We start from the raw sequence: 22,171 nt of genomic DNA on the forward strand, positions 1-22,171 counted from the left end.
CTTAGCCCTTGTAGCTGGCGACGGCGTCGACGATCCGGTCCTGGGTCGCCTCGTCCAGATCAGCGTGCATCGGCAGGCTGATGACCACCTTCATCCTGGCCTCGGTCACCGGCAATCCCTGAGGGTCGCGCGGGTGCATGTCATAGGCTGGCTGCAGATGCAGCGGGATCGGATAGTAGACCGCCGACGGCACGCCCTGGTCGCGCAGGTGGGCCGCCAGACCGTCACGGTCCGGATGTTCGATCGTGTACTGGGCCCAGTTCGAGACGTTGCCCGCGGGCAGATAAGGCACGGCCGCGACGTGCGGCGCCAGCAGTTCGTTGTAGCGGGCGGCGATCCGCGTGCGCCATTCGATCTCCTGGGGGAAGACCTTCAGCTTCTCGATCAGGACGGCGGCCTGCACTGTATCCAGACGCGAGTTCATCCCGACCCGCATGTTCAGATATTTGGTGTCGTGCTCAAAGGTCCGGCCGACCAGATCCTTGGCCACCGCCTTGCCGTGCACGCGGTAGCTGTCGATCTCCTGGGCCAGATCATCGTCGTCGGTGAGAACCGCGCCGCCGTCGCCGTAGCAACCCAGCGGCTTGGCCGGGAAGAAGCTGGTCGTCGTCACGTCGGCCCATTTCAGGGGGTGGTCGCCGTCGATGGTGCATCCGAATCCCTGGGCCGAATCCGCGATCAGCTTCAGCCCGTGCCGGTCGCAGATCGCCTTGATGGCCGGATAGTCGGCGGGCTGGCCGAACAGGTCGACGGCGATCACCACGCGGGGCCTCAGCCTGCCCTCGGCGATCGTCGCCTCGATGGCCGCCTCCAGGTGGCCGGGGTCGATGTTGTAGGTGCGGGGGTCGATATCGATAAAGACGGGCGTCGCGCCCAGCCACGGCACGACCTCGGCCGTGGCGCAGAAGGTGAAGCTGGGCACAAAGACAGCATCTCCCGGCCGAAGGCCCCAGGCCATCAGCGGCAGCGCCAGGGCCTCGGTCCCGTTGGCGCAGCCCAGCGCATGTTTCGCGCCGCCGAACGCGGCCAGGGCCGTCTCAAACTCGCGCACCGGCGGGCCCATGACATAGGCCCCGCTCTCGACAGCGGCCATCATGGCGGCCTCGATCTTGCCGCCCAGACGGCGGCGCTGGGCCTGCAGGTCGATGAAGGCAATGCTCATGGGGAACCTCTCTCGAAACGGGGCGGCGCAGAACCCGGATCAGGGGTCGACCTTCGAAGGTGGGGCCGTCTAACCCGCCGGGCGCCGCAACGCCAAACACAAGGGGGTCACTTCGCGTTGCGCCTTGCAACGGTCCTGCCTATTCCATGCACCGTCCGAATCCGGAGCCCGCCGCCTTGAACACTGCCCCCACGACCCATCCCGCCGTCTTCCTCGACCGCGACGGTGTCCTGATCACCGACAGCGGCTATCCGCACCTCGAAGAGCATCTGGTCCTGATCCCCGGCGCGGCCGACGCTGTCCGTCGCCTGAACGCCCTCGGCTATCTGGTCGTCATCGTCACCAACCAGTCCGGCGTGGCGCGGGGCCTGTTCAGCTTCGAACAGATGGAGGGGTTCAATGCCCTGCTGGTCCGTCGCCTGGCCGGCAAGGGCGCCCGCATCGGCGCCGTCTATGCCTGCCCGTTCCACAATGAGGCGGAGGATCCCAGGTGGCTCTACCCCGACCATCCGGACCGCAAGCCCAACCCCGGCATGATCCTGCGCGCCATTGCCGACCATGACATCGACCCGGCCCGCTCTTTCCTGATCGGCGACCGTCAGAGTGATCTGGACGCCGCCCGTCGCGCCGGCCTGCCCGGCTTCCTGTTCGAGGGCGGCAATCTCGATCATTTCGTCCGCGACCTGCTCGGCGGGTGATCGCAATTCGCTGGCCTGTTCACCGGGGGATGAAATAAGCTCCGGCCGACGCGGGGGGCGTCCTGGCTTGGGAGTGCGCCGCAATGGCCGAATCGACCCTGTATTCCGAGCGTCGCTGGACCTCGTCCGACGGGCTCAGCCTGTTCGCCCGCGACTATCCGGGCGCGGACGGTCCGGCGAAATTGCCGGTCATCGCCATCCACGGCCTGACGCGCAACTCCGCCGACTTTGACGCCATAGCCGCCTTGATCGCGCGTGGCGGTCGTCGCGTTCTGGCGGTGGATGTGCGCGGGCGCGGCCAGTCCGATCGCGCCACCGACCCGATGACCTACCAGCCGCCGGTCTATGCCAAGGACGTGCTGGGTCTGCTCGAGGCCGCCGGCATCGAGCGGGCCGTCTTCCTCGGCACCTCGATGGGCGGGCTGATCACCATGGCGATCACGGCGCTGAAGAGCCGCGTCGTCGCCGCTGCCATTCTCAACGACATCGGCCCTCAAGTGTCGCCGGAGGGCCTGGCCCGCATCGCCGCCTATTCCGGCCAGCCCGTCGACACCCCGACCTGGGCCGCGGCCGCCGCCTATGCGAAGCGGATCAACGAAGTCGCCCTGCCCCATTACACCGACGCCGACTGGGACGCCTTCGCCCGGCGGGTCTTCAGGGACGGCACCGAGGGTTCGCCGGTCCTCGACTACGACCCCGACATCGCCGTCCCGATCCGCGCGGCCGGGGCCAAGGCCCTGGCCCCGAACCTGTGGCCCTATTTCCGCAAGCTGGCCCGCAAACGCCCGACCCTGCTGATCCGGGGCGGAACCTCCGACCTGCTGGGCGCCGATATCGCGGCGAAGATGCAGAAGGCCGCGCCCGAGATGCGCTACGCCGAGATCCCCGACATCGGCCACGCCCCGATGCTGGACGAACCGGAGTCGAAAGCCGCGATCTTCGAGTTCCTGCGGGACGTTCCGTAGAACGTCTCCTCCCTGTTCGCCTCTTGGCGAATGGGGAGGTGGCGGCGAGCCCTTGGCGAGCTGACGGAGGGGTTCTGAACGGCGGGAACCCCTCCGTCTCTTCGCTTCGCTCCGAGCCACCTCCCCATCCTTCGGATGGGGAGGTGGCGCCCTACGCCTTCCGCACGAACTCCGTTCGCAGCACCAGGCCGCGCACCTTGTCGACATTGGCCTCGATCGCGTCGGTGTCGTCGGTCAGGCGGATGTTCTTGACCAGGGCGCCGCGCTTCAGCGTCACCCCGCCCGATCCCTTGACCTTCAGATCCTTGATCAGGGTCACGCTGTCGCCGTCCAACAGGATGTTGCCGTTGGAGTCTTTGGTGGGGGCTTCGGTCATCCCGGTCCTCTAGGCGTCCGGGACGTTCGCGTCCAACTCATCCAGCCAGACCCGCGCATTCCCGTCCGACGGCGCCCGCCAGTCGCCGCGCGGCGACAGCGACCCGCCCGTCACCACCTTCGGCCCGTTCGGCAGGGCCGATCGTTTGAACTGGCTGGTCTGGAAGAACCGCACGAGGAATTTCCGCAGCCAGAACTTGATCGTGGCCAGATCATAGGCGACCCGGTCGCCATGCGGATGATGCGCCGGCCACTGGCCGCGCGCCGCGTCCCCCCACGCCTGATGGCATAACCAGGCGACCTTCGACGGCGTCATGCCGAAGCGGGTGATGTGGAACAGGAAGAAGTCGTTCAGCGCATAGGGACCGACCGTCCCCTCCGTCGACTGGATCTTCCCGTCCGTCCCCGCCGGCACCAGCTCCGGCGAAATCTCCGTGTCCAGAATGGCATTCAGCACGTCGGCCGCCCCGGTCATGTCGTCCCGCCCCGCGACCCAGCGGATCAGGTGCCGGATCAGGGTCTTCGCTACCCCGCCGTTGACGTTGTAGTGGCTCATATGGTCGCCGACGCCATAGGTGGCCCAGCCGAGCGCCAGTTCCGACAGGTCGCCGGTGCCCAGGACGAAGGCGCGGTTCTGGTTCGCCAGCCGGAACAGATAGTCGGTCCTGAGGCCGGCCTGGACGTTCTCGAAGGTGATGTCGTGGACGGGCTGGCCGTCCGCATAGGGATGTTTGATGTCGGCCAGCATCCGCTCCGCCGCGGGCCGGATGTCGATTTCCTCGCCCGTCACCCCCAGCGCCGTCATCAGGGCCCAGGCGTTGCCCCTGGTCCCGTCCGAGGTCGCGAATCCCGGCAGGGTGTAGGCGAGGATACTGGTCCTTGGCAGTTTCAGCCGATCGAAGGCCCCGCAGGCGACCAGCAGGGCCTGGGTCGAATCGAGCCCGCCCGACACGCCGATGCACAGCCTTTCGGCACCGGTCGCCGTCATCCGCCGCATCAGCCCCTGCACCTGAATGTTGAAGGCCTCGTAGCAGTCCTGGTCGAGCCGCCGGGGATCGTCCGGCACGAAGGGGAAGCGGTCGAGGGAGCGGATCAGCCTGCCCGTCTCCCGCTCCTCCGCCGCCTCGAACGGAATCACCGTCGCCGCCTCGCCCTCGATCCGCGCACAGTCGGCGAAAGTCCCGTTCCTCAGCCGGTCCATGCCGATCCGGTCCACGTCGACATCCGCCACGGTCAGGTGAGCCGTCATCGCGAACCGCTGCCCTTCGGCCAATTTCGCGCCCAGTTCGTGGATCGTCGCCTGTCCGTCCCAGGCCAGGTCGGTGGTGCTTTCGCCCCAGCCCGAGGCGGCGAAGGCATAGGCCGACAGCGTCCGCGCCGACTGGCTGGCGCACAACACGGCCCGCTCGTCGGCCTTGCCGATGACGATGTTGGAGGCCGACAGGTTCAGCAGGATCCGTGCGCCCGCCAGCGCCGCCCGCGTCGACGGCGGCAAGGGCGCCCAGAAGTCCTCGCAGATCTCGACCGCGAACACGAAGCCCGGCCGATTGGTCGCCTCAAAGATCAGGCCCGGCGCGAAATCCACGCTCTCGCCGCCCAGGATGACCGCATCCTCGCTCCGCGACGCCGCCGGCGCGAACCAGCGCTTCTCGTAATATTCGCGGTAGTTCGGCAGATAGGTCTTGGGCACGACCCCCAGCACCGCCCCGCCGCCCAGCACCACCGCGCAGTTGAACAGGGCGTCCCCGTTGCGGATCGGCGCCCCGACCACGGCGACCAGCCCGGCCTCATCGGCGGCCTCTGCGATGACGTCGACCTGCCGCTTCACCTCATCCAGCAGCGCCGCCTGCATGTGCAGGTCGTCGATGGCGTAACCACTCAGCGACAGTTCGGGGAAGACGATCAGGTCCACGCCCTGCTCGCCGGCCTCCCGGATCAGGGCCAGATGCTCCTCCGCATTCGCTTTAGGGTCGGCGATGTGGACCACCGGTGTCGCCGCCGCGACCCGGACGAAGCCGTGCGTGCGAGGCGAATGGAAGGGGTCGGTCTTGGCCATCATCTATTCCGTGCATCCCCGCGAAGGCGGGGACCCAGTGCTTTTGTAAGGTACGGCGCCCGGGATTGCCATTTTACCTCTGCATCCGAAATCGATCGCCCAAAGCACTGGGTCCCCGCCTTCGCGGGGATGAGCGGATGTATGTGGACACGTGACGCGGCTTCACTCCCCCGCTAAAGCCCTCCCATGACCGACACGCCCAAGAAGGGCTGGTTCCAGCGCCTCAGCCAGGGACTGGCCCGCTCCAGCCAGCAGATGACCGAACAGGTCGTCTCCGCCTTCGTGAAGGAGCCCCTGTCGGAGGCCGCTCTCGAAGGCCTCGAGGAGCATCTGCTGGAAAGCGACCTCGGCCCCGCCGCCACCGACCGGATCGTCGCCCGCTTCCGCGAGCTGCGCTTCGGCGGCGCCTCTTCCGAGCGCGAGGTCAAGGAGGCCCTGGCCGAGGCCGTCGCCGCCGAACTCCTGCCGCGTCAGGCGACCTTCGATCCGCTGGGCCCCGTCGGCGTGGCCGGAGGGATCAAGCCGTTCGTCGTCCTGTTCGTCGGCGTGAACGGATCTGGCAAGACCACCACCCTCGGCAAGATCGCGGCCGACCTGACCGGCAAGGGCGCAAAGGTGATGATCGTCGCCGGCGACACCTTCCGCGCCGCCGCCCGCGAACAGCTGAAGGTCTGGGCCGAGCGCGCCGGGGCTCATTTCGAGAGCCGCCGCGACGGCGCCGATCCCGCCGGTCTCGCCTTCGACGCCTATAAACGGGCCCGGGCCGAGAACTACGACGTCGTCCTGATCGACACCGCCGGCCGTCTCCAGAACAAGTCCGCCCTGATGGACGAACTGCTCAAGATCGTGCGCGTTCTGAAGAAGATCGATCCGGACGCCCCGCACGAGACCCTGCTGGTGCTGGACGCCACCGTGGGCAGGAACGCCCTGGCCCAGGAACAGATCTTCGGCCGCACCGCCTTCGTCTCCGGCCTGGTCATGACCAAGCTGGACGGCACGGCACGTGGCGGCGTTCTGGTCCCCGTCGCCCAGGCCTCCGACGCCCCCATCAAGCTGATCGGCGTGGGCGAGGGGATCGACGACCTGCAGCCCTTCGACGCCCGCGCCTTCTCCCGCTCGCTCGTCGGCCTCGAGGACTAGACCATGACTGACATGCCCGAGCCCAAGCGGGGTCCGCCGACGTGGATCCGTCAGGTCGTCGATTTTGGCGCCCTCGCCGCCTTCGCCGCGACCTTCATCTTCTTCCGCGTCCGCGGCCTCCCGGGCGACGAGGCCCTTGTCCACGCCACCTGGGGCCTCGTGGCCGGTTCGGGCGTCGCCGTGGCCGTCGGGCTGCTGGTCGAGAAGCGTCTCGCCCTCATGCCTTTGCTGGTCGGTAGTTTCGCCCTGGTCTTCGGCGTCCTGACCCTCGTCTTCAACGACGACCTGTTCGTGAAGCTGAAGGTGACGGTGCTCAACGCCTCGCTGGCCATCGCGCTGCTGGGCGGCCTCTACCTCCGCAAACAGCCGCTGAAGGCCCTCCTCGGCACGGTCATCCCGGTCAACGACGCCGCCTGGCGCACCCTGACCTTCCGCTACGGCCTGTATTTCGCCGCCGTCGCCGTGGTCAACGAACTGGTCCGGTCCGAGGCCCTGGTCGCCTGGGCCGCCGCCCGCCTGGGCCACACTGCGGTCGACCCGGCCGACGTCTGGGTCAGTTTCCGCGGCGTCCTGTGGATCGCCTCATCCATCTTCGGCCTGTCGCAGGTGCCGCTGATCATGAAGAACCTGGTCTCGGAAGACCCCGTCGATGCTTCAGCGCCCGCGAGGCCGGACACCGCACCCTGAACTCTTGTCTCCCTGCACCCCGGCGAAGGCCGGGGTGCACGGAGAGAGGTTGGGCATGCCTGCCCGTTGACGCATCACTGTCGTTAAATCGTAAAGGCTCGCTGATAACCCTCCGCATACGGCAGAGGGATACGGCCATGGTGAAATCCGGCAAACAGGCGCGGCGGTCCGGTACGCTCGCCGATTCCCCAAGTCATCTGATGCATCGAGCGCTCCAGCTCGCGCTCGATATCTATTCCGAAGAGGCTGGCGAGGGCGGCCCGACCCAGCGGCAGTTCGCCGTCATGGAGGCCGTCTCCGTCAAGGAGGGCCTGACCCAGACCGACCTGGTCCGCGCCACAGGCATCGACCGCTCGACCCTGGCCGACCTCGTCGCCCGCATGACCACCAAGGGGCTGCTGTCGCGGGAACGCTCGACGATCGACGCCCGCGCCAAGGCCGTGCGCCTGTCGGAAGAAGGTCAGGCCTTGCTGAATCAGGCCCGGCCTCGCGTCGAGGCCGCCGACAAGCGGATCATGGGCCTCTTGCCTAAGGCCAAGCGCGACGGTTTCCTCGACATGCTGGCCGAGATCGCCGCAGCCGCAGACGCCGCGCCCGATGCCGAGAAGGCCGAGGCCAAGGCCCTGAAGAAGGCCACCAAGGAGGCCCGCAAGGCCGAAAAAGCGGCGGAGAAGGCGGCCAAACCGAAGAAGACCCCCAAGACGCCTAAACCGAAAAAGCCCAAGGCCGTCACACCGGTCGCCTGAAGCGGTCTAGCTTGGATCCCCCGCCGCGCCCGCCGGGCTCAACTTCCAGCGGATCTTGGTCTCAGCATCCGTGCGCGCCGAGCCCCGCACCACGACCTGCAACGAGCGTCGCGTCAGCCCCTCTTCCACGTGCACGGACGGTTCGATGGCGACATCCGGACCATCGGTGCGGAACCACCAGCCCCGCCCGGAATGTCCGCGCAGCAGGATCGACCGGCGATCTCGCGCCAGGGACGCCTGCACCCCCGGCTCCAGATGAAAACGCACGGCATAGGGGGCGGCGATGATCCGGACCACGTCGCGATTTCCGGCCGCCGGGTGCAGCCGCTCCTCGGCCCGCAATTCGTCCAGCCTCTGGTCCAGATACAGCCGGCGCTGGTGCATCAGGCCGAACGGCTGGGCCCAGGCGTCGTGCTCGACCTCTAGCCACACCGCCCCGTCGCCGTCCCGGCGTTCCGACGTCGCGTGATAGGGCCGCCCATACAGGCGCGGTCCCAGCAACTCGCCCTTCCATCCGCCCAGCGGTTCGGCGAACGACTGTTCGCCCAGGGTCAGCGTCGAATGACCGGGCGTCAGACGCAGGCCCTGGCGGTCGGCCGCACGAGGAGTCCAGCCGCACCCGGTGACGATCCGGTCCTTGCCGCAGACGATCTCGAGCGCCAGCGGCTGGGCGCAGGCCGCCTCGGACCAGGCGCCTTTCCCGGGAGCTCCCGCGTCCGTGACGATGGTCAGCAGCGGCGAGCGGATACGCGATAACCCGCCGACCGAGCCCACTGCGGACGCGGTCGCCTCAGCATGTTCATCATGGGCGCGCGCGGCCGCGACCCGGGCCGCAGTCGACGGACCGCCGCCCTGGAAGCCCGCCAGCCGGCCGTCCGGCAGCACCTGCAGCCGCAGTGCTGTGGTCAGGCGAATAATTGCCCCGCCCACGGCCTCCGGCGCCGCTTCCGATAGCTGCGACAGGGCGTCGTCCAGGGTTAGGAGATCGAGCAACAGCTCCATTCCGGCCTCGGGCGAACGCGAGGCGTGGCCGCCGTCGCCCGCCACCGTGACCCTCAGCGCCCCGGGCAGGCGTCCCAGCGCCGCCTTCCTCAACCGCGATCCCGCCTGCCCCGCCAGCACGCATCCGGCCACGGCCGCCGCGACCAGCCGTTCGGCCTTGCCCGCCAGTCCGCCCGGCGGCCGTAGCAACTGCCGCGCCTGACGCCCCAGGGTATCAGCCAGCCTTAGCCTGTCGGTCTCGGACGCGACGGCGCCCATCTTCCGGGCGGCGCAGGCCAGGTTGTAGGCCCGGCGCGCCAGGATCCGCGGTTCCCAGGCGAAGGGCGACCAGCGCGAAAAGGTGTTGGCCCAGGCCAGGGTCAGCCGCAGCGCCTCGCGCGCCCCGCGTTCGCCCTGAAGCATCAGCCCGGGCATCCAGGCGAAGGCGTGCAGGTCGACGGCAAAGGCCTTCGAAGGGCTCGGCCGGTTCCACGGATCGACGGGCGCCTCGGCCTCCAGGTTCGATCCGGCGAGGGGGAAACGCCCGCCCATCACGGCCTTGCCCAGGTTGATGTCGGCGGGTCGGAAATCGCGCGCCGTGGCGGCGAAGGCCGTGGCCTTCCCCGCCGACAGCGTCATCGTATAGCCGGGCAGGCCATAAAGCTCGATCCACATCTGGCCGGTCAGCACCCGTCCGGCGACGGCGGGCCACAGGGCCGGGCCGGTGGTCACCCCGCTGGACCGTACCGGCGTCCTGACCGGCGCCCCGCGCAGGCCCGGAATGGCGCCCTCGCCGACGTTCGGCGTGGACGGACTACGGTCGGCGAAGGGCCCGATCAAGTTCACCTATGCGGCTTTGATGGCGGCGATATTGGCCGCATAGGCATCCGGCCCGCCCTTGAACACGGCGGTCCCGGCCACGAGGGCATCCGCCCCGGCGGCGATGCAGGCCCCCGCGTTGGCGGCCGTCACCCCTCCGTCGATCTGCAGGTGGGCCTTCGAGCCAGCCGCATCGAGCATGGCCCGGGTCCGTTCGATCTTCTTCAGCGTCGACGGAATGAAGGACTGTCCGCCGAAGCCCGGATTGACCGACATCAGCAGCACCAGATCGACCAGATCGATCACATCCTCCAGCACCGACAACGGCGTGCCGGGGTTCAGCACCACGCCGGCCCTGGCCCCTAGCTGCCGGATCCGCCCCAGGGTCCGGTGCAGGTGCGGCCCGCTCTCGGGATGGACGGTCAGGATGTCTGCCCCCGCCTCGCGGTAGGCCTCCAGCCACGGATCAACCGGGGCGACCATCAGGTGCACGTCGAATGGCAGGGTGGTGTGGGGCCTTAACGCCTTCACCACATCCGGGCCGAGGGTGATGTTGGGCACGAAATGGCCGTCCATCACGTCGACATGGATCCAGTCGGCGCCGGCGGCCTCCAGCGCTCTGACTTCCTCGCCCAGTTTGGCGAAGTCCGAGGCCAGGATGGACGGGCAGATCAGGGGCGTCTTGGGCATGATCCGGGGATACGGCGGGATGACGTCACGGGCAAGGCGCGCGGGCCAAAAGGCCCTGCCCACGACCCCGACATTCACCTGGAGGTCGCCATGCTGATTGGCGCCTGATGTGTGATCCCGACCTGCGACCTTTCGGTCGAACGGCTCAAACGACAGCGTCTGACCCAACTCTGCGCTTCACGACGTCCGCCTTGGAGCAGCAGGCCAGGCTCAGGCGGCATTTGGAAGTCCCAGACATTCATGGGACACCGCCAGCTGTTCTGGTCGCGGCACTGGCGTCGGTCTCATAAGGCGCGCCAGCAGATAGACCACCGCGACCACCCTCTCGTCGGCATCAGATGGCTCAGGTAGCGTTCAACGGAACCTGGAGCCCCGCCATCAGCCCGCGCGAGGGACACAGGTCGCTGATCACACACCCCTCGCACCTGGGCTTTCGCGCCGTGCAGGTGTAGCGGCCGTGCAGGATCAGCCAGTGGTGGGCCTTGGACAGGAAGGCCTCGGGGACGACGCGGTGGAGCTGGTCCTCGACCTTGTCCGGCGTCGCGGCATTGGCGAGGCCCAACCGGTGCGAGACGCGGAAAACGTGGGTGTCGACGGCGATGGCCGGTTCGATGCCCAGTTCGTTCAGGACCACGCTGGCCGTCTTGCGTCCCACCCCGGGCAGGGCCTGAAGGTCCGCGCGGTTCAGCGGCACGACGCCGCCGTGCTGTTCCAGGACGATCCGGCTGAGGGCGATGACATTCCTCGCCTTGTTCCGATAGAGGCCGATCGAGGCGATGAAGGGGACCAGCCCCTCCTCGCCCAGTTCCAGCAACTTCTCCGGCGTATCGGCGACGGCGAACAGTCGGTCGGTGGCCTTGTTGACAGCGACGTCGGTCGCCTGGGCCGACAGGGCGACCGCGACGATCAGGGTGAAGGGATCGGTGAAGTTCAGCTCGGTCTTCGGTTCCGGCATGACGCGGGCCAGACGAGTGAAGATGTCCTCGACCCGATCCTCGTCCGGCGGAAAGGCGAAGATCGGGATCGGCGCGCCGGTCATGACGCTGCCGGGCTTGCGGGCGAGACCGGTCGGCTTGCCGGTAACCCTTGTCCGCTTCGCCACTCTCAGCGCGCCTCGGGATCGGACAGGCGCGGGTCCAGCCCCAGGGCCGTGATCGCCTCGATGGCCGCACGCTCACCCTCCATCCAGGCGCCGTGGGCCGTGCCGTAGAAGCCCTGCGACGTCGCCTCGCCGGCGATGAAGATACGGTCCTCGATCGGCCGCGCCAGACGCGCCCGCGCGCCGGTCTCGCGATCGCCCAGCCCCGGCAGGACGTGGGAATAGGCGCCCATCGACCAAGGCTCGGCGCCCCACATCGAGGTCGACAGAGGGCGGATGCGTTTGCGGAAACTCGACCCCAGCAGGTTCGACAGTTCGCTCTCGGCGAAGTCGAAGAAGGCCGCCTCGCCTTCGGCCTCCAGTCCCCAGGCGAGATCGCCGCCGAAATAGCCCTCGATGAGCGGCCGCCCGAACGGACGCAGGTGATAGCCGCCGGTCTGGGCCGTGTCGGTGCGGCCCCACAGCTGGCTGTCCTCGGGGAACTCCTCCGCTCCATCGACCGCCAGATGCAGTTTGGACGCCAGGCCCAGGGGCGCGCCGGCCGCCGCCTCGATCAGGTCCGGCAGGGGCGGATCGAACCGCACGGCCTCTGACGCCAACACCGATGTCGGCAGGGTCAGGATCACGGACCTGGCCTCGATCACCCCGCGCGCTGTCTCGATCGTCAGCCGGGCTCCCGACCGGTCAATCCGCTCGATCGGGCAGTTCAGCACCACCGGCACGTCTTCGCCCAGTGCAGCGATCAAAGACCCGTAACCCTCGACCACCCGATAATTGACGCCCGTGTCCTCATAGGCGTCGTAGTCCAGGGTCGAGACCTCGGCAAACTTCGCCCCGTTCAGGGCTCCGGAGATGGCGTCCATCCGCTCGTTCCAGCGCTCGCCCGGAATGAACAGATTGGAGGCCGCGCGGTCGTCGCCCGCCTTGGCCGCCTTGGCCGCCCGCTTGTCGAAGGCGTTGAAGGCCTCTGCGAACTCGGCCTGTTCGGCCGGCGTCAGGCCCAGGTTGAAGGCCTGCTGACGCCACGGCGGCGGGGTCTCGTCGATGGTGAACCCGACCTCGCGCCCGATCTTTTCCAGCACATTGGCGTCGGCCGAGTGCAGCCAGCCGCAGCCGAGGTCGACCGGCATCCCCTCGTGGGTCGCCGTAAACGCCCGCCCGCCGATCCGGTCGCGGGCCTCCAGAACCACGACAGCGACACCCGCCCTCGCGAGACGACGCGCGGCCGAAAGCCCGGCGGACCCGGCGCCGATCACGGCGACATCGATGGAGGAGGGGAGGGAAATCGGGAGACTCAAAGGGGCGTGGGGAACAGCGCGAAACATGACGTGTTCACGCCGCATCGCAAGTGGATTGATTTATGGACGATTGGGTCCATTTTACAGCCGTCCTCCCTGACGCCCCATCCTTAGAGACCCGACCGTATGGCCCTCGCTCCCGCATTGAAGAAACGCCTCCCGCTGATCGTCGGAGGCGTCGTCGCCATCGGCCTGATCATCGGCGGCGCCGTCTGGTGGCAGAACAAGCAGCGGTGGGAAACCACCGACAACGCCTTCGTCCAGGCCGACGTCACCCTGGTCAGTCCCCAGATTGAGGGCTATGTCGCCGAGGTGCTGGTGACCGACAACCAGCGGGTCCAGGCGGGACAGATCCTGGTCCGTCTCGATGACGCCGACGCCAGGGCCGAGCTCGCGGCGGCCGAGGCCAATCTCGCGGCCCTGCTGGCCGCCGTGGACAATGTCGACGCCCGCGCGGCCCAGGAACAGGCCATGATCGCCTCGCGCGCCGCCGGCGTCGCCCAGGCCCGCGCCCAGGCCGATCTCGCCCAGGCCCAGGTCAATCGCTACACCGCCCTTCAACGTCAGGGCTGGGTTTCCGAGCAACGTATCGAAACCGAAACGGCCGGAGCCCAGACCGCCGCAGCTTCCGTCGCCCAGGCCCAGGCTGCCCTGGTCGCCGAACAGCGTACCGCCGGCGTCCTCGGCTCGACCCGCCAGCAGAGCCTGGCCGCCGTCGATCAGGCCCGCTCGGCCGTCGAGCAGGCCCGCATCAACCTGGACCGCACCGTGATCCGCGCCCCCGCCGCCGGCGTCGTCGGCGCACGCGGCGTCCGGGCCGGTCAGTATGTCCGCCCCGGGGGCCAGTTGCTGTCGCTCGTGCCCCTGGGCGACACCTATATCGTCGCCAACTTCAAGGAGACCCAACTGGGTCGCCTGCGTCTGGGCCAGACCGTGCACATCGAGGCCGACGCCTTCCCCGGTGTGGACCTGACCGGCCGTATCGACAGTTTCGCCCCCGCGACAGGCTCAGAGTTCGCCCTGATCCCGATCGAGAACGCCACCGGCAACTTCACCAAGATCACCCAGCGGGTGCCCGTGCGCATCCTGGTCAATCGCGCCGAAGGCGGCGCGGCCCTGCGGCCCGGCCTTTCGGTCGAGGTCAGGGTCGACCTGAAGAGCGAAGGCGGCGCCTCCTTCGCCGAAGCCGCTACGGGCCAGACGCGCCTCGCCGACGCCGGAACCACGAGCGCGCAATGACCGCGGCCGTCATCGGCGGCGCGGCTCCGACGGCCGTCGAGCCGAAGATCAACTGGACCTTCCTGATCCTCGGCTTCGCCGGGATGGTCATCGGCCAGTTCATGGCCATCCTCGACATCCAGATCGTCGCCGCCTCCCTGCCCCAGATCCAGTCGGGCGTCGGCGCCTCGGCCGACGAGATCAGCTGGATCCAGACCGCCTATCTGATCCCCGAGGTCGTGATGATACCCCTGTCGGGATATCTGTCGCGGCTGTGGGGCACCCAGAAGGTCTTCCTGTTCAGCTGCGGCGGCTTCGTCCTGATGAGCATCGCCGTGGGCCTGTCGTCCTCGGTCGAGGTGATGATCTTCTTCCGGGCCATCCAGGGCTTTGTCGGCGGGGCCATGATCCCGACCGTGTTCGCCGTGGCCTTCACCGCCTTCCCACCGTCCAAACGCGTCACCGCCTCGGTCTTCATTGGCCTGATCGTCACTCTGGCCCCGACCGTCGGTCCGACGCTGGGCGGTCACCTGACCGAGATGCTGAGCTGGCGCTGGCTGTTCTTCATCAATGTCCCGTTCGGCCTGCTGTCCTTCTTCCTGGTCTGGCGCTACGCCAATTTCGACAAGGGCGACCCCTCGCTGTCCAAGGGTTTCGACTGGCTGGGCCTGGGCTTGATGGCCGCCTTCCTGATGAGCATGCAGTTCGTGCTGGAGGAAGGGTCGAAGAACGACTGGTTCGCCGATGACCAGATCCTGCTGCTGTCGGTGATCGCCGGCCTGTGCGGCCCCGCCTTCATCTGGCGCTCGCTGGTCTACTGGAATCCGGTCGTCGAGCTGCGGGCCTTCAACAATCGCAACTTCCTGGTGGGGGTAATCATGACCTTCACGGTCGGCGCGGCCCTGTTCGGCGGCACCTTCCTGTTGCCGCTGTTCCTGGCGCGGGTGCGCGACTATTCGCCGGCCGAGGTGGGCACGACGATGGTCGTCTCGGGCCTCGCCATGTTCCTGACGGGTCCGCTCGCGGGGCGGCTGGTGCGGATTCTCGACCTGCGGATCCTGATGTTCGGCGGCTTCATGCTGTGCGCCTGGGGCATGTGGGAGGCCCACGCTGTGACCACCGAATGGGGCTTCTGGGAGTTCGCGGGAGTCCAGGCCCTGCGTGGCGTCGGCGTCATGCTGGCCATGATCGCGGCCCAGCAGGTCACGATGTCGACCTTGCCGCCACACATAGTCAAGAACGCCTCCGGCCTGGTGAACCTGTTCCGCAATGTCGGCGGCGCCTTCGGGCTCGCCTTCCTGAACACCTCCCTGACCACCAACACCGCCCTGCACATGAGCGAACTGACCCAGGCCATTCCGCAGACCTCGATCCAGATGCAGGACATGCTGACCGGCATGGCCACCATGATGTCAGGCTCCATCGATCCCGAAGGCGCAGCGATGAAGGCGGTCTATGGGATGCTGCAGCGACAGGCGACCACGCTCGCATTCGGCGACGCCTTCGCCATGCTGGCCCTCGGCTGCGCGGCCTGCGCCTTCCTGACACTGCTGGCCCGACCGGTGAAGCAGGGCACGGGAACGCAGCCACCCATGGATGCGCACTGATGCCCCGAGTGATGGGCCAGATCGACGAAAAGAAGTCGGAGGCCATCCTGGAGGCCGCCATGGCCCTTTTCGCCGAGAAGGGCGGCGCCGCCTCGATGGCGCAGATCGCGCGCCGGGCCGGGGTGTCGAAGCAGACCCTCTACAACCGCTACGCCTCCAAGGTGGAAATCGGCCGGGCCATGGCCGAGCGCCGCTCCGAGGCGATCACCGCCCCACTCCGGGCCGGCGGGGAGCCTGTCGAGGTTCTGGCCGCCCTGGGCCAGGCCATGCTCGACAAGCTGTGCACGGCCGAGGGGCGTTCGGCCATGCGCGGGGTCGCCCTGATCTCGCCCCAGGCGCCGGACCTGGCCCAGGCCGTCTATCACGCCGGGCCGGGCGAGAGCCTGCGTCGGCTGTCGACGTGGCTGGCCGAACAGGACGCCAAAGGCGCCCTACGGGTCCCCGATCCGACCGCGGCGGCGGAGATGTTCACAGGCATGACCATGGGCCACGGCTATCTGCGCGGCATCCTGGGCGTCGACGAGCCCGACATCGACCAAAGCCGGCGCGCCCGCGAGACCGCCGAGCGCTTCGTCAGGGCTTTCGCGCCCTGACCGACCGAGCGTAAGGACGGGGCAGTTCCCGCTTCCGCTTGCCGCGCTCAATTAGCGACCGACCGTGTCGCAAGCGTAGCGCCAAAACAGAGAGCGCCGCCATGCTGATCGCCTGTTCCTCCTGGCCAGAGATTGACGCGCGCCTGAAGAGCGGCGCACGCACCGTCATCGTGCCCATCGGCTCGAACGAACAGCATGGCCCGACCGGCCTTCTGGGCACCGACTGGATGTGTCCCGAGATCATCGCCCATGCGGCGGAGAAGGCCGACGACGGCCTGGTGATCGCCCCGACCTTCAACATCGGCATGGCGCAGCACCATCTGGCCTTCCCGGGCACGATCAGCCTGCGCCCCTCGACCTTCATGGCCGCGATCACCGACTGGGTTTCGTCGCTGAGCCGCCACGGGTTCGAGCGGATCTATTTCCTCAACGGCCACGGCGGCAATGTCGCCACCATCGAGGCGACCTTCTCCGAACTCTACGCTGAATGGTCGTTCCTGGAGGAGCCCTGCCCCTATGTCCTGAAGCTGAAGAACTGGTGGGACCTGCCGGGCGTCCACAGCCTGTGCAACCAGATCTTCCCGACCGGCCATGGCATGCACGCCACACCGTCCGAGATCGCGGTGACCCAGGCCGCCTATCCCGACCGCATCAAGACGGCGGAATACTCGCCAAAGATTGCGCCGAACGGCCCGATCCGCGACGCCCTGGACTACCGCGCTCGCTTCCCAGACGGCCGCATCGGTTCCGATCCAGGCCAGGCGAGCCCGGAGAAAGGCCAGCGCATCATCGACGCCGCCGTGCCCGCCCTGATCCGCGACGTGGCCGCCTTCGCCGATGAAGTCTTGCCCGGCTGAAGAATCCGGCCCAAGCCCGTCACATGACCATGCTCGACAAGACGATCCGCGACGGCAAGCGCGCGGTTAAGAACGCCCAATCGGCCGCGACCGCCGCCGCCAACAGCGGCGAGATGATGCGCGCGGCCTCCGACGTCATCGCCGCCCGGCTGAACATCATGGCCGAAGGCCTGGCCAATCCGATGAAGGCCGACATGGCCGAAATGCATCTGATGAGCTCGGAAAAGGTCGAGGCCATGAGCGCCTCTGCCGCCGCCATCGCCGGCAATCTGGGCGACCTCGCCGCCCGCGTATCGAAGTCCGCCATGGACGAGGTCGCTCACGCCCAACGCTCCGCCTCGGCGATCGCCGGAGCCGGTTCGCCCCAAGCCGCCGCGACCGCTCACTACAACTATGCGGTCGCCTGGTGGAGCCGGGCGGCGGGCCAGATGCTGACCCTGAACACCGAACTTCTGAAGGCCCAGGCCGACGCGCTGAAGCCGATCCATTCGGCGGCCGTGGCCAACGCGAAACGCCTGAAACGCTAGAGCGTTCGACGGGTGAGTTGCCGCGCCCTTGGAGCGCGGACCTCCAGGTCCGATCCTCGGCGACGAAAAGGGCTGAAATGTCAGTCGGGGGCGGCGGTTCGTATGATGCCGCCCTCGGCCTTCACCGGCCACGGCGTCAGCTTGCCGCCCGCGCACGGTCCGCCGACGCAGGCGCCCGACAGCGGCTCGAACACGGCCCCGTGCCAGCCGCACAGGATCAGCGACCCGTCCGGCGTCAGATAGCGGTCCATCTCGATGGCGATCGGAAAGCCCTGATGCGGGCAGCGATCGACCCAGCCCGCGACCTCGCCCTCCTTCCTCACCACGAAACCGTGGAAGAAAGCCTCGCCGATCTGCAGCACGAAGCCTCGCGAGCCGGGCTCCCTGATGTCCTCGAGCGCACACAGGGCCACGTTCGGCGGTGTGGACCAGACCCGTTTGCGTTCTTGGCTGACCTCGACCTCAGCCACCCCAAACTCCGTGCATCCCAGCGAAGGCGGGGACCCAGTGCTTTTGCGAGACACGGCGCATGGGATGATTGTTTGGAGTCCCAACGGACAATCCGGGTGCCCGCAGAACTGGGTCCCCGCCTTCGCGAGGATGTACGGAAACTCTAGAACTCATTCCCGTTCGGCCTTGAGCGGTCGTGAAAGCAGTCCCTCGATCATTGCATCGACCGTGGTCTCGCCGGCCAGCAGGGCCGCCGTGGCCTCGCAGATCGGCATTTCCACGCCCATCTTGCGCGCCAGTTCGCGCACGGCTGGCGCGCTCTCGTAGCCCTCGGCCACTGATCGCTTGCCAGCCAACGCCTGCGCGAGGGTCTGGCCCTCGCCGAGCGCCAGACCCAGGCTCATGTTGCGCGACTGCGGACTGGAGCAGGTCAGGACAAGGTCGCCGAGCCCGCACAGGCCCGCGACCGTCTCCGGCTCGCCGCCCAGGGCCACGCCCAGCCGCGTCATCTCCGCGAAGCCGCGCGTAATCAGGGCTGCGTGTGCCGACTTGCCGAGCCGACGCCCCTCCGACAGGCCGCAGGCGATGGCGAGGACATTCTTGATCGCCCCGCCGACCTCGGCGCCGATCAGGTCGGTCGCCAGATAGGGCCGGAAGGCGGGTCCCGACAGGGTCTCCATCAGCGCCTCACCCAGCACGACGTCCGCGCAGGCCAGGGTCACCGCAGTCGGCAGCCCCTTCGACACATCGGCCGCAAAACTCGGTCCCGACAGGACGGCGGCAGGCGCATCGGGGATCGTCTCCGCCAGCACCTCGGTCATCAGTTTCAGCGACCCGCGCTCGATCCCCTTGGAGCACAGGACGATAGGCGCGCCTGCCTTGTGGTGGGGCGCATAGGCGGCCAGCGTCGAGCGCATGAACTGGGCCGGCGGCACTGCCAGCACCAGATCGCACTCCGACAGACCCGACAGCTCGGCCGTCACCGAGATCCGGTCGTCCAGCACCACGCCCGGCAGGAAGGCCTCGTTGACCCGGCGGTTGGTGATGCTCTCGACCACCTCGGGCTCGCGCGCCTGCAGGATGACGTCCAGGCCGGCGCGGGCGCAGACCAGGGCCAGGGCCGTGCCCCAGGCCCCTGCGCCGATGACTCCTGCGGTGCGAAACTGCATGCATTCTCCTTGGCCTAACGCCCCGCTCGCGGAGCTCGGCTACTTGAGGCCGTTCTGGCGTACCAGCCTAAGCCTTCGCGCCCTTCCGCCCGGACGGATGGACAGGATCGGCCAAGGCGCGCGCCTCGTCCAGCGGCCATCGCGGACGGGCGGGCGCATCGATATCCGAAACCAGCCCCAGCTGAAGCCGTTCCGCCCCCGCCAGGGCGATCATCGCCGCGTTGTCGGTGCAATAGGCCAGTGGCGGGGCGAGGAAGGCGAACCCGCGTTTCGCCGCCGTCGCCTCCAGCACCCGCCGCACGGTCCTGTTGGCCGCCACCCCGCCGGCCACGACGAACAGCCGGTGATCGTGCTTGTCGGCGTAAGCCGCCATGGCCCGATCCGACCGCTCCGAGAGTTGCCGGGCGATGGCATTCTGGACCGCATCGGCCAGATCGGCCCGGTCCCGATCGGTCTCGCAGGTCTGGGCCAGCCGCGACGCCGCCGTTTTCAGCCCCGAGAAGGAGAAGTCGCAATCCTTCCGCCCCAGCAAGGCTCTCGGCAGGTCGAAGCGGGCGCCGTTCCCGCTCGCGGCCATCGCCTCCAGCGCCGGACCGCCCGGATAGCCGAGCCCCAGGGCCTTGGCGATCTTGTCGAAGGCCTCGCCGGCTGCGTCGTCAATGGTGGTCCCCAGTCGGCTCATGTCGCCGATGCCGCGCACCTCCAGAAGCTGGCAATGACCGCCCGAGACCAGCAGCAGCAGGAAGGGATAGGCCACCCTGGCCCCCAGCCTCGCCGACACCGCATGGCCCTCCAGGTGATTGACCGCCACCATCGGCAGGCCGCGCGCCAGAGCCACGGCCTTACCGAACCCCAGCCCCACCATGACCCCGCCGACCAGACCCGGCCCCGCCGTCGCCGCCACCCCGTCCAGCTCGCCATAACCCAGACCCGCATCGGCCATGGCGCGACGCACGACGCCGTCGATCATCTCCACATGGCTGCGGGCCGCGATCTCGGGCACCACGCCGCCGAAGGCTGCATGGTCGTCGATCTGGGAGTGGACCACCGAGGAGAGCACTGTCGCGGTCCCGTCAGGCGTCAGTCGCACCACCGAGGCCGCCGTCTCGTCGCAGCTGGTCTCGATACCCAGCACCGTCAGGTCGCCGCCCTTCGCCGGATTGGTTGCTGCCCCGATCTCGCTGCTATAATCCGCCACCATGCTCATCGGGTCGAGGTAGCGACCCCGCCGGACCCGCGCAACTCAATGGCCCACCTGATCCGCATCGGCACCCGTCGCTCCGCCCTGGCCCTGGCCCAGTCCGGCATGATGCAGCGCGCCATCGCCGCCGCCATGGGCCTGCCGCTGGACCAGGTCGTGCTGGTCGAGATTGTCACCACCGGCGACCGCATCCAGGATCGGCGCCTGATGGAGGTGGGCGGCAAGGCGCTGTTCACCAAGGAGATCGAGGAGGCCCTGCTCGACGGTCGCATCGACATCGCCATCCATTCGATGAAGGACGTCCCCGCCGAACAGCCGCCCGGCCTGACGATCGCCGCCATCCCCGAGCGCGAGGATGCCCGCGACGCCTTCATCAGCCGCCATTTCGACAGCTTCGACGCCCTGCCCCACGCCGCCCGCCTCGGCACCGCCTCGCTCCGCCGACAGGCCCAGGCCCTGTCCCTGCGCCCCGACCTTCAGATCGAGATGCTGCGCGGAAACATCGACACCCGTCTGCGTCGCGCGGCCGAGGGCGAGTTCGACGCCATCCTTCTGGCCGCCGCCGGGCTGAACCGGCTGGGCCGGACCGAGGCAGTTCGGGAATATCTCTCGCTCGACGCTTTCCTGCCCGCTCCGGGCCAGGGCGCCCTCGCCCTGCAAACCCGCGAGCACGACACCGACTACGCCTGGGTCTCCGACCTGAACCACCGGCCCACCGCTCTCTGCATCGCCGCCGAGCGCGGCGCCATGGTGGCGCTGGAGGGCTCCTGCCGTACGGCCGTCGGCGCCCACGCGGTCATCGCTGACGGCCATCTGACCCTGACCACCGAGATGCTGGCCCCCGACGGCACGGCCCGCTGGCGCCGGGCGGGCGGGATGGCTGTGACACAGGGCGACCTGACCGCCGAGGCCCGGGCCATGGGCGAACACCTCGGGCATCAGGTCCATATGGCCGCCGGCGATCAGAGCCTGCCGGTCGAATCTTGAGCGCGATCCGCCCCGTCTGGGTCACCCGCGCCCGTCCTGGCGCCGATCGCACCGCGAGGCGACTGTCTGCGGAAGGATTTGAGCCGCTGGTCGCGCCGCTTCTCCAGATCCACGCCTTGCCCGCGGCGCTTGACCTGAGCGGCGTCCAGGCCCTGGCCTTCACCAGCGCGAACGGCGTCGCCGCCTTCGCCGCCCTGTCCGACACGCGGACCCTGCCGGTCCTGGCCGTCGGCGAGGCCACCGCCCGCGCGGCGAGAGAGGCCGGTTTCACGATCATCAGGTCCGCCGACGGCGACCTCGCCGACCTCGCGGCCATGATCCGCGCCGAGGCGCGAGGCCTGACGATCGTGCACGCCTGCGCCGCCGAACCCGCCGGAGACCTGCGCGCCGCCGTCGGCGACGCCGCCCGAATCCGAACCCTGCCCGTCTATGAGGCGCGCGAAACCGGCGTGGCCGCGCCCTGGGCCTGGGACGCCGTCCTGATCCATTCCCCCCGCGCCGGCCGCGCCCTGGCTGGGAGCGTGTCGCCGAAGGCGTCCGAGGGGCGTGTCGCCGTCGCCATCTCGCCCGCCGCCGCCGCTCCGCTGGAACGCCTGCCTTTCGCCGAGGTCCGCGTCGCCGCCGCGCCCACCGAAGACGCCCTGCTCGCAGCGCTTGGCAAGCCGGGGGTCAGCGTATAAAGAGCCGCTTCCGTCGCCGAGGCCCAGCCTCAGCCGACAGGCCGCTTTAGCTCAGCTGGTAGAGCATCGCATTCGTAATGCGGGGGTCAGGTGTTCGAGTCACCTAAGCGGCACCATCCTTCCCATAGGGCCTAGGCTCGACCTAAGGCGGACGTGCCTTCCGGCT

22 protein-coding genes and 1 tRNA gene are annotated in these 22,171 nt (G+C 68.6%); 13 read left to right on the plus strand and 10 right to left on the minus strand.

Annotated elements, in window-relative coordinates:
• Nucleotide 1: 1 nt before the first annotated feature.
• Nucleotides 2-1,162: a DegT/DnrJ/EryC1/StrS family aminotransferase gene (locus ACP7AU_RS12425; RefSeq protein ID WP_426051587.1), complete on the minus strand. Its 1,161-nt coding sequence runs from the start codon at nucleotides 1,160-1,162 to the stop codon at nucleotides 2-4.
• A 146-nt stretch (nucleotides 1,163-1,308) separates the two neighbouring features.
• Here ACP7AU_RS12425 and ACP7AU_RS12430 point away from each other — a divergent pair, with 146 nt between their 5' ends.
• Nucleotides 1,309-1,860, plus strand: a complete 552-nt coding sequence (locus ACP7AU_RS12430; RefSeq protein WP_426051588.1) for a D-glycero-alpha-D-manno-heptose-1,7-bisphosphate 7-phosphatase — start codon at nucleotides 1,309-1,311, stop codon at nucleotides 1,858-1,860.
• A gap of 83 nt (nucleotides 1,861-1,943) precedes the next feature.
• Nucleotides 1,944-2,825 carry an alpha/beta fold hydrolase gene (locus ACP7AU_RS12435; RefSeq protein ID WP_426039400.1) on the plus strand — a complete coding sequence of 294 codons (882 nt, stop codon included), beginning with the start codon at nucleotides 1,944-1,946 and terminating at the stop codon, nucleotides 2,823-2,825.
• A gap of 151 nt (nucleotides 2,826-2,976) precedes the next feature.
• Here ACP7AU_RS12435 and ACP7AU_RS12440 read toward each other — a convergent pair whose 3' ends face one another.
• Nucleotides 2,977-3,201 carry an alkylphosphonate utilization protein gene (locus tag ACP7AU_RS12440; protein ID WP_426039399.1) on the minus strand — a complete coding sequence of 75 codons (225 nt, stop codon included), beginning with the start codon at nucleotides 3,199-3,201 and terminating at the stop codon, nucleotides 2,977-2,979.
• A 9-nt stretch (nucleotides 3,202-3,210) separates the two neighbouring features.
• A complete protein-coding gene (locus tag ACP7AU_RS12445) occupies nucleotides 3,211-5,256 on the minus strand; it encodes an NAD(+) synthase (protein WP_426039398.1) in 2,046 nt (681 codons plus the stop codon).
• A 186-nt stretch (nucleotides 5,257-5,442) separates the two neighbouring features.
• Between ACP7AU_RS12445 and ftsY the strand changes: the two genes are divergently transcribed.
• The 3 genes from ftsY to ACP7AU_RS12460 all read left to right on the plus strand — a co-directional run bounded on the left by ftsY (nucleotide 5,443) and on the right by ACP7AU_RS12460 (nucleotide 7,829).
• Complete coding sequence (gene ftsY / locus ACP7AU_RS12450) at nucleotides 5,443-6,396, plus strand: signal recognition particle-docking protein FtsY (protein ID WP_426051589.1); 954 nt, start codon at nucleotides 5,443-5,445, stop codon at nucleotides 6,394-6,396.
• Nucleotides 6,397-6,399: 3 nt separating this feature from the next.
• A complete protein-coding gene (locus ACP7AU_RS12455) occupies nucleotides 6,400-7,083 on the plus strand; it encodes an inner membrane-spanning protein YciB (protein ID WP_426051590.1) in 684 nt (227 codons plus the stop codon).
• Nucleotides 7,084-7,220: 137 nt separating this feature from the next.
• Nucleotides 7,221-7,829, plus strand: a complete 609-nt coding sequence (locus ACP7AU_RS12460) for a MarR family winged helix-turn-helix transcriptional regulator (protein WP_426039395.1) — start codon at nucleotides 7,221-7,223, stop codon at nucleotides 7,827-7,829.
• A 6-nt stretch (nucleotides 7,830-7,835) separates the two neighbouring features.
• Here ACP7AU_RS12460 and ACP7AU_RS12465 read toward each other — a convergent pair whose 3' ends face one another.
• The 4 genes from ACP7AU_RS12465 to ACP7AU_RS12480 form a co-directional block, all read right to left on the minus strand.
• Nucleotides 7,836-9,656, minus strand: coding sequence for a heparinase II/III family protein (locus ACP7AU_RS12465; RefSeq protein ID WP_426051591.1), 1,821 nt, complete (start codon nucleotides 9,654-9,656; stop codon nucleotides 7,836-7,838).
• Nucleotides 9,657-10,319: a ribulose-phosphate 3-epimerase gene (rpe, locus tag ACP7AU_RS12470; RefSeq protein ID WP_426039393.1), complete on the minus strand. Its 663-nt coding sequence runs from the start codon at nucleotides 10,317-10,319 to the stop codon at nucleotides 9,657-9,659.
• A gap of 343 nt (nucleotides 10,320-10,662) precedes the next feature.
• A complete protein-coding gene (gene nth, locus ACP7AU_RS12475; RefSeq protein WP_426039458.1) occupies nucleotides 10,663-11,358 on the minus strand; it encodes an endonuclease III in 696 nt (231 codons plus the stop codon).
• Nucleotides 11,359-11,423: 65 nt separating this feature from the next.
• Nucleotides 11,424-12,674 (minus strand): flavin monoamine oxidase family protein, encoded by a 1,251-nt coding sequence (locus ACP7AU_RS12480; RefSeq protein ID WP_426051592.1) that lies wholly within the window; start codon nucleotides 12,672-12,674, stop codon nucleotides 11,424-11,426.
• A 168-nt stretch (nucleotides 12,675-12,842) separates the two neighbouring features.
• On the opposite strand from ACP7AU_RS12480, the gene ACP7AU_RS12485 reads away from it, so the two are divergent.
• The 5 genes from ACP7AU_RS12485 to ACP7AU_RS12505 all read left to right on the plus strand — a co-directional run bounded on the left by ACP7AU_RS12485 (nucleotide 12,843) and on the right by ACP7AU_RS12505 (nucleotide 17,518).
• Complete coding sequence (locus ACP7AU_RS12485; protein WP_426039391.1) at nucleotides 12,843-13,955, plus strand: HlyD family secretion protein; 1,113 nt, start codon at nucleotides 12,843-12,845, stop codon at nucleotides 13,953-13,955.
• Nucleotides 13,952-15,541, plus strand: a complete 1,590-nt coding sequence (locus tag ACP7AU_RS12490) for a DHA2 family efflux MFS transporter permease subunit (protein ID WP_426051593.1) — start codon at nucleotides 13,952-13,954, stop codon at nucleotides 15,539-15,541. The genes ACP7AU_RS12485 and ACP7AU_RS12490 overlap by 4 nt, the downstream gene beginning before the upstream one ends.
• A complete protein-coding gene (locus ACP7AU_RS12495; RefSeq protein ID WP_426039389.1) occupies nucleotides 15,541-16,134 on the plus strand; it encodes a TetR/AcrR family transcriptional regulator in 594 nt (197 codons plus the stop codon). The genes ACP7AU_RS12490 and ACP7AU_RS12495 overlap by 1 nt, the downstream gene beginning before the upstream one ends.
• Nucleotides 16,135-16,235: 101 nt before the next feature.
• Nucleotides 16,236-16,991 (plus strand): creatininase family protein, encoded by a 756-nt coding sequence (locus tag ACP7AU_RS12500; RefSeq protein WP_426039388.1) that lies wholly within the window; start codon nucleotides 16,236-16,238, stop codon nucleotides 16,989-16,991.
• A 23-nt stretch (nucleotides 16,992-17,014) separates the two neighbouring features.
• Complete coding sequence (locus ACP7AU_RS12505; RefSeq protein WP_426051594.1) at nucleotides 17,015-17,518, plus strand: phasin family protein; 504 nt, start codon at nucleotides 17,015-17,017, stop codon at nucleotides 17,516-17,518.
• Between the two features lie 80 nt (nucleotides 17,519-17,598).
• Here the strand turns inward: ACP7AU_RS12505 and ACP7AU_RS12510 are convergent, their stop codons facing one another.
• The 3 genes from ACP7AU_RS12510 to tsaD form a co-directional block, all read right to left on the minus strand.
• Nucleotides 17,599-17,988 (minus strand): Rieske (2Fe-2S) protein, encoded by a 390-nt coding sequence (locus ACP7AU_RS12510; RefSeq protein ID WP_426039386.1) that lies wholly within the window; start codon nucleotides 17,986-17,988, stop codon nucleotides 17,599-17,601.
• A gap of 150 nt (nucleotides 17,989-18,138) precedes the next feature.
• Nucleotides 18,139-19,137, minus strand: a complete 999-nt coding sequence (locus ACP7AU_RS12515; protein ID WP_426039385.1) for an NAD(P)H-dependent glycerol-3-phosphate dehydrogenase — start codon at nucleotides 19,135-19,137, stop codon at nucleotides 18,139-18,141.
• A gap of 67 nt (nucleotides 19,138-19,204) precedes the next feature.
• Nucleotides 19,205-20,338: a tRNA (adenosine(37)-N6)-threonylcarbamoyltransferase complex transferase subunit TsaD gene (gene tsaD, locus ACP7AU_RS12520; RefSeq protein WP_426039384.1), complete on the minus strand. Its 1,134-nt coding sequence runs from the start codon at nucleotides 20,336-20,338 to the stop codon at nucleotides 19,205-19,207.
• Nucleotides 20,339-20,383: 45 nt separating this feature from the next.
• Here tsaD and hemC point away from each other — a divergent pair, with 45 nt between their 5' ends.
• The 3 genes from hemC to ACP7AU_RS12535 all read left to right on the plus strand — a co-directional run bounded on the left by hemC (nucleotide 20,384) and on the right by ACP7AU_RS12535 (nucleotide 22,121).
• Nucleotides 20,384-21,325, plus strand: coding sequence for a hydroxymethylbilane synthase (gene hemC / locus ACP7AU_RS12525; RefSeq protein WP_426039383.1), 942 nt, complete (start codon nucleotides 20,384-20,386; stop codon nucleotides 21,323-21,325).
• A complete protein-coding gene (locus ACP7AU_RS12530) occupies nucleotides 21,322-22,005 on the plus strand; it encodes a uroporphyrinogen-III synthase (protein WP_426039382.1) in 684 nt (227 codons plus the stop codon). The genes hemC and ACP7AU_RS12530 overlap by 4 nt, the downstream gene beginning before the upstream one ends.
• 40 nt (nucleotides 22,006-22,045) lie before the next feature.
• A tRNA-Thr gene (locus ACP7AU_RS12535) sits at nucleotides 22,046-22,121 on the plus strand.
• Nucleotides 22,122-22,171 lie beyond the last annotated feature (50 nt).

This window comes from Brevundimonas sp. SL161, assembly GCF_049896985.1.
Lineage (GTDB): Bacteria > Pseudomonadota > Alphaproteobacteria > Caulobacterales > Caulobacteraceae > Brevundimonas.